The organism is Flavobacterium tibetense (genome assembly GCF_003293845.1).
GTDB classification, from domain to species: domain Bacteria; phylum Bacteroidota; class Bacteroidia; order Flavobacteriales; family Flavobacteriaceae; genus Flavobacterium; species Flavobacterium tibetense.
Genome location: NZ_QLST01000026.1, coordinates 1 through 5,734, shown reverse-complemented (window position 1 = coordinate 5,734; position 5,734 = coordinate 1). Strand labels below are relative to the sequence as shown.

At 37.5% G+C, this 5,734-nt stretch carries 4 protein-coding genes; all 4 read right to left on the bottom strand.

The features are described from left to right. Positions 1 to 3,315 (bottom strand): beta strand repeat-containing protein (locus DPN68_RS12800; RefSeq protein ID WP_113990029.1); only part of this gene is annotated, 3,315 nt, incomplete at its 3' end. A 12-nt stretch (positions 3,316 to 3,327) separates the two neighbouring features. Further along, entirely contained in the window at positions 3,328 to 3,576 is a 249-nt protein-coding gene (locus DPN68_RS12795; protein ID WP_113990028.1) for a hypothetical protein, read from the bottom strand. Between the two features lie 241 nt (positions 3,577 to 3,817). Then, positions 3,818 to 4,312: a T9SS type B sorting domain-containing protein gene (locus tag DPN68_RS12790; RefSeq protein ID WP_239987142.1), complete on the bottom strand. Its 495-nt coding sequence runs from the start codon at positions 4,310 to 4,312 to the stop codon at positions 3,818 to 3,820. Continuing rightward, entirely contained in the window at positions 4,254 to 5,699 is a 1,446-nt protein-coding gene (locus tag DPN68_RS12785; protein WP_449404203.1) for a T9SS type B sorting domain-containing protein, read from the bottom strand. Before DPN68_RS12785 ends, DPN68_RS12790 begins: the two co-directional genes overlap by 59 nt. Between the last annotated feature and the right edge of the window lie 35 nt (positions 5,700 to 5,734).

Sequence of the window (5,734 nt, the reverse complement as noted above, 5' to 3'; positions counted from 1 at the left end):
AGTCGCTGGTGGACATCCGCCTGTTGTAGTTACCGTATAGTTAAATGTTCCAGCTGCTGTTGGTGTACCACTAATAGTAGCCACATTACCTGCCCATGAACCTGTAACTCCTGCTGGTAAGCCTGAGAAAGTTGCGCCTGTTGCACCAGTAGTAGCTAAATTAATCGTAGTAATTGCTGTGTTGATACAAACCGTTTGGTTAGTACCTGCTGCAATTGTATTTTGTGGATTAACTGTAATAGTTCCTGTTGTAGTCGCTGGTGGACATCCGCCTGTTGTAGTTACCGTATAGTTGAATGTTCCAGCTGCTGTTGGAGTACCACTAATAGTAGCAACATTACCTGCCCATGAACCTGTAACTCCTGCTGGTAAGCCTGAGAAAGTTGCGCCTGTAGCTCCTGTTGTTGCTAAATTAATCGTTGTAATTGCGGTATTGATACAAACCGTTTGGTTTGCTCCTACTGCAATTGTATTCTGTGGGGTAATTGTAATATCAAAAGTACTACTTCCTGCCACACCACATGCCGAAGCAGGATAAGAATATGTTACAGTATAAGTTCCAGGAGTACTAGAAGTAACTGTAATTTCACCAGTTGTACCATTTAATGTTAAACCAACCGTTGATGAAAATGTTCCACCAGTTGTGAATCCAGCAACAGTAGTTGGTAATAAATTTGCTGAATCAAAACATACAGGGGTTGGATAACTAAATCCAGTAACTGGTACTATTGCTGAGTTCACTGTAATAGTTCCTGTTGTAGTCGCTGGTGGACATCCGCCTGTTGTAGTTACCGTATAGTTGAATGTTCCAGCTGCTGTTGGTGTACCACTAATAGTAGCAACATTACCTGCCCAAGTTCCTGTAACTCCTGCCGGTAAGCCTGAGAAAGTTGCTCCTGTAGCTCCAGTTGTTGCTAAATTAATCGTTGTAATTGCGGTATTGATACAAACCGTTTGGTTAGTACCTGCTGCAATTGTATTTTGTGGATTAACTGTAATAGTTCCTGTTGTAGTCGCTGGTGGACATCCGCCTGTTGTAGTTACCGTATAGTTAAATGTTCCAGCTGCTGTTGGAGTACCACTAATAGTAGCAACATTTCCTGCCCATGTACCCGTAACTCCTGCTGGTAAACCAGCGAAAGTTGCGCCTGTAGCTCCGGTTGTTGCTAAGTTAATTGTGGTTATTGCGGTATTGATACAAACCGTTTGACTTGTTCCTGCCGCAATGGTATTTAAAGGATTAACTGTGATAGTTCCTGTAGCTGTTGCAGCGGTTCCACAACCTCCTGTTGTTGTTACTGTATAATTAAAGATTCCTGAAGCTGTAGGTGTACCACTAATTGTATAAATCCCACCCGCAAAACTTCCAGTAACACCTGCTGGTAGACCAGTAACTGTGGCACCAGTTGCGCCTCCAGCAATACTATATGTAATATTAGTGATTGGTGAATTGACACAAATTACTTGATTAGTTGTTGCTGCTGCTGATGTTAAAGTTATAGTTGGAGCTGGTGAAACAGTTACTAAAACTGTGTCAGTAGCAACACATCCTGAAGGAGAAACGACTGTTAACGTATATGTAGTTGTTGCTACTGGACATACATTAGGAGTTAATGTATTTGCTCCAGTCATACCAGTAGTAGGTGACCATTGAACTGTATTCGTGTTAATAACAACTGTAAAACTAGTTATAGAACCTGTTCCACCACCTCCACCTCTTGTATCTTTTACATTTAAAGTAAATGTTCCATTAAGTGTACCTGTATAACCAGCATAAACTGCGGGTGGAATACAATAAGTTCTTGGTCCTGAACCAGCTGCTAAAGGGGTTAAGGTAGAATTATACACAGTACCATCAGGCATTGTGATAGTAATAGCATTTGCATTTCCATCATTTCCAATGTCAGGATAATTTGAATGATTTAGATTAAAGCAAATGGATCCTATAGTAGAATTACTATTAACAATTCCAGTAGTTGTTACAGTGGAATTTGAACCAGTAGTATTATTATTTGCAATTGCAATTGTATTAGGATTCGTAACGGTAGTTGCAAAAGTTCCTGGAGGAACAGATGAAGTACCGCTAAGATTAATACATCCTCCCGAACAAACACTTGTATCTGCACCTGCATTAGCGGTAGGTAATGGAGCTATAACAACATTTTGAGAAACAACGTTTTGACAACCACCTGGATTAGTTGTTACTAATAATGTTACATTATATGTACCAGCAGCAGCATATGTATGAGTTGGATTGGTTGCACTTGATGTATTTCCGTCACCAAAATTCCAACTATATGTATTTGAACCAGGCGTAGTATTAGTAAATTGTACGGGAGAACCTACACATGCTGGTGTTGAAGTAAAACTCGGATTTGGAGAAGCAAATTGCGCTGTTCCTGTAAATTGCAGTGTAAAACCAGCAGACGAGGAAGCTGTAAACCTATCGATTAGAATTGAGTAAGTGTTCCCCGCGGTTAGTGTTAAACATGCATTACAAGCTGCACCAGCACAACCTAGACCAGTAGTACCAGTTGTTCCTGCCCAGTTACAAGACAATTGAGTACCAATACAACCATTAGTTGTATCAAAAACAGCAAAGTCATAATCAACAGGTGTGTTCGGAATTATATTAAAACATAATGTACCATTATTTGCCGCAGTAAAAGTATACCATGCAGAAGCTCTTTCTCCTGGCGCACCAAAACAAGAAGGTTGTTCTTGAACTAACCCAGGACCTCCGGTACCATCAGCAACGTTAACATTATTTGTATTACATAAAAATTGTGCTGTAGCACAATCTTGAATAGGAAGAGGAGGACCAATAGGTAAAATTTCTTGTGCACATACACCAAATTCACCTGTAGTATTTCCATTACCATCAACTATTATATAATAAGTATTACCAACCGTTAATCCGTGTAATTGCACACTAGTATGTAACAATCCACCTGCATTATTGATATCCTCATTACAGCCTAAAAGAGTCAAGGCTCCACAAGTACCACTATAAACTGCTATTTGAGTATTAGTTAAAGAATAGCCGAAATTTGTCGACAACTCTACCGAAGTGGAAGTTGCCACAAAATTAAACCATACCGTATGACTCATATTGTTAGGCGCCCAACAACCCGGTGTTGGTGGATTTCCAACCGTTGTTGCCCCAACATTTGTATAGGCTGGAGAACTACAACTTCCATTTGTAACTGGAATTGTAATTGCGTTTGCACATGTATTATTTGCTGGTTGTGCTAATAAATCAAAATTAGCACAAAATAGAGCAAATAATAAAACGAAGTATTGTTTTAAATTCATATTTACTCTATTTTATTTATTTCTTTGTTGATCAAATAAATACTGCATGTAAACTTCTTTACTTACAGGTTTGTCTTTAATAATATAAAAAACTTCAGGAGAAATTTTACTCTCAACAGGTAAGGGAGTAACACTAAGCTGGTTGTTATTTTTAACAGTCTTAGTCTTGGAAACATTTTTCTGTATTTCTTCTTTCTTTTTTTCTTGACTAAAACTAAAAATAGAAGTTATTAAAAACAAAAAGAGTAATAGTTTTTTCATAATGGGATAGTTTTTGGTTATGTATAATATTATATTTCTTAAAATTAAGTTAACATACAAATATTAAAATATTTTTAACAATATCAAAACTTTTTTAGATTAAAAAAACATTTCATCTTATTTATTGAGCAGTTTATTGAGTATTTGAAAGAATTTTAATAAAACAAATAAAATATTTGAAAGAATTTTAAAACAAAAAAGCAGAACCTAAGTTCTGCTTTTCTATTTATTTCAATCATTCTTATCGAATCATAGAAAAATGCGCTTTAAAAGTTTTTTGTTGTGCATTCTCTAAATATTCCACTGTAAACCAATAGTCTGTTGATGGCAGTTCCGCTCCATTGAATCTTCCATCCCATCCTTGTCCTTGTGGGCTAATTTGTTTCAACAGTTTACCATATCTGTCAAAAATATAGATTCTTGCTTCAGGTTGGTCTTGTAATCCAATAATATTCCAAGTATCGTTAAATCCATCTCCATTTGGTGTGAAAAATGGCGGGTAATCTATTACCAATACTTCTATAGTCAAATATGTACATCCTTGTGTATCGATTACAGTCACTGTATGTAATCCTGCTGAAACGCTAGTGAAAACATTTGATTCTTGGAAGCCTTCACCATCTAACTGATATAGTAACGTTCCTGTTCCGCCTGTTACACTTACTGTTATGGTAGCATTATCTGAAAACGCATCTNACTGTAAACCAATAGTCTGTTGATGGCAGTTCCGCTCCATTGAATCTTCCATCCCATCCTTGTCCTTGTGGGCTAATTTGTTTCAACAGTTTACCATATCTGTCAAAAATATAGATTCTTGCTTCAGGTTGGTCTTGTAATCCAATAATATTCCAAGTATCGTTAAATCCATCTCCATTTGGTGTGAAAAATGGCGGGTAATCTATTACCAATACTTCTATAGTCAAATATGTACATCCTTGTGTATCGATTACAGTCACTGTATGTAATCCTGCTGAAACGCCAGTGAAAACATTTGATTCTTGGAAGCCTTCATCATCTAACTGATATAGTAACGTTCCTGTTCCGCCTGTTACACTTACTGTTATGGTAGCATTATCTGAAAACGCATCTGTAACTGTAGCTGATACAGCTGTGGCTGGTTGTACTTCTATAACATTGGCAAACACCTCATCTGAAATACATCCTGTTATTGTATTGGTTACAATTAATGAATACGTTCCTGGTTGTGTAGCTGTGTAACTGGTACCTGTTGCTCCTGCAATCAATGTATCATTGTAATACCAATCAAAATCATACATAGCACCACTTATCCCACTCTGCAATACATACGTCTGGAAGGTAACTCCTGAACCATCAACACAAATCGCTCCGTCTTGTAACGTAGGACGTGGCAATGGATTCACTCTAACTATGAAATCTGTAGTATTTCCAATACATCCATTCAAACGTGAAGTTACACGGTAACGGATAAATCCTTGTTGATCCGTTTCATTAATCAATATGTCATCAATCAATATCGGTGATACTCCTGAACCTTGAGTCGCATAACCTGCTGTGATATTTACAGCCTCAACTACTTCCCAATCTAACTCCGTTCCTGTCATCAATGGCGTTACCGAAATATTTAAATTCGCATTCTCGCCACTACAAATCTCTGATATTGGTAAACCTATCGGAGTGCCCGGAATCGGATTAACTGTAATAACTGGCGTTACAACTGAAACTCCTGTACATCCATTACGAATCGGAGTAATCTCAAACTGAATCGTTCCAGCTACTAATGGATCAGTAGTAACTAAAGTAACATCGATATCACCCGTAGTACTTGTGCCACTAGTTACTCCGCCAACTATCGTTACTCCATTATTATTAATCGCTTGCCAAGTGTAACTTAACCCACTTGGAATACCAACTACACTTATCGATACTTCATTATTAGAACAAATCGTCTCTGCACTTACATTTACATCCGTAATCTCTGGTACTGGATTAACAACAACTTGAATCGTAACTGCATCTCCATCACAATTATTAGCTCGTGGGATTACAACTATAGTAACAAAACCAACAACCGTAGGATCTTGTAATTGAACTAACTGATTAATATCTGTACCATCTCCATCTAAAACAAATGAACCCTCAATATTGGTAGTCGATGCTGACCAAGTATAAGTAGTAC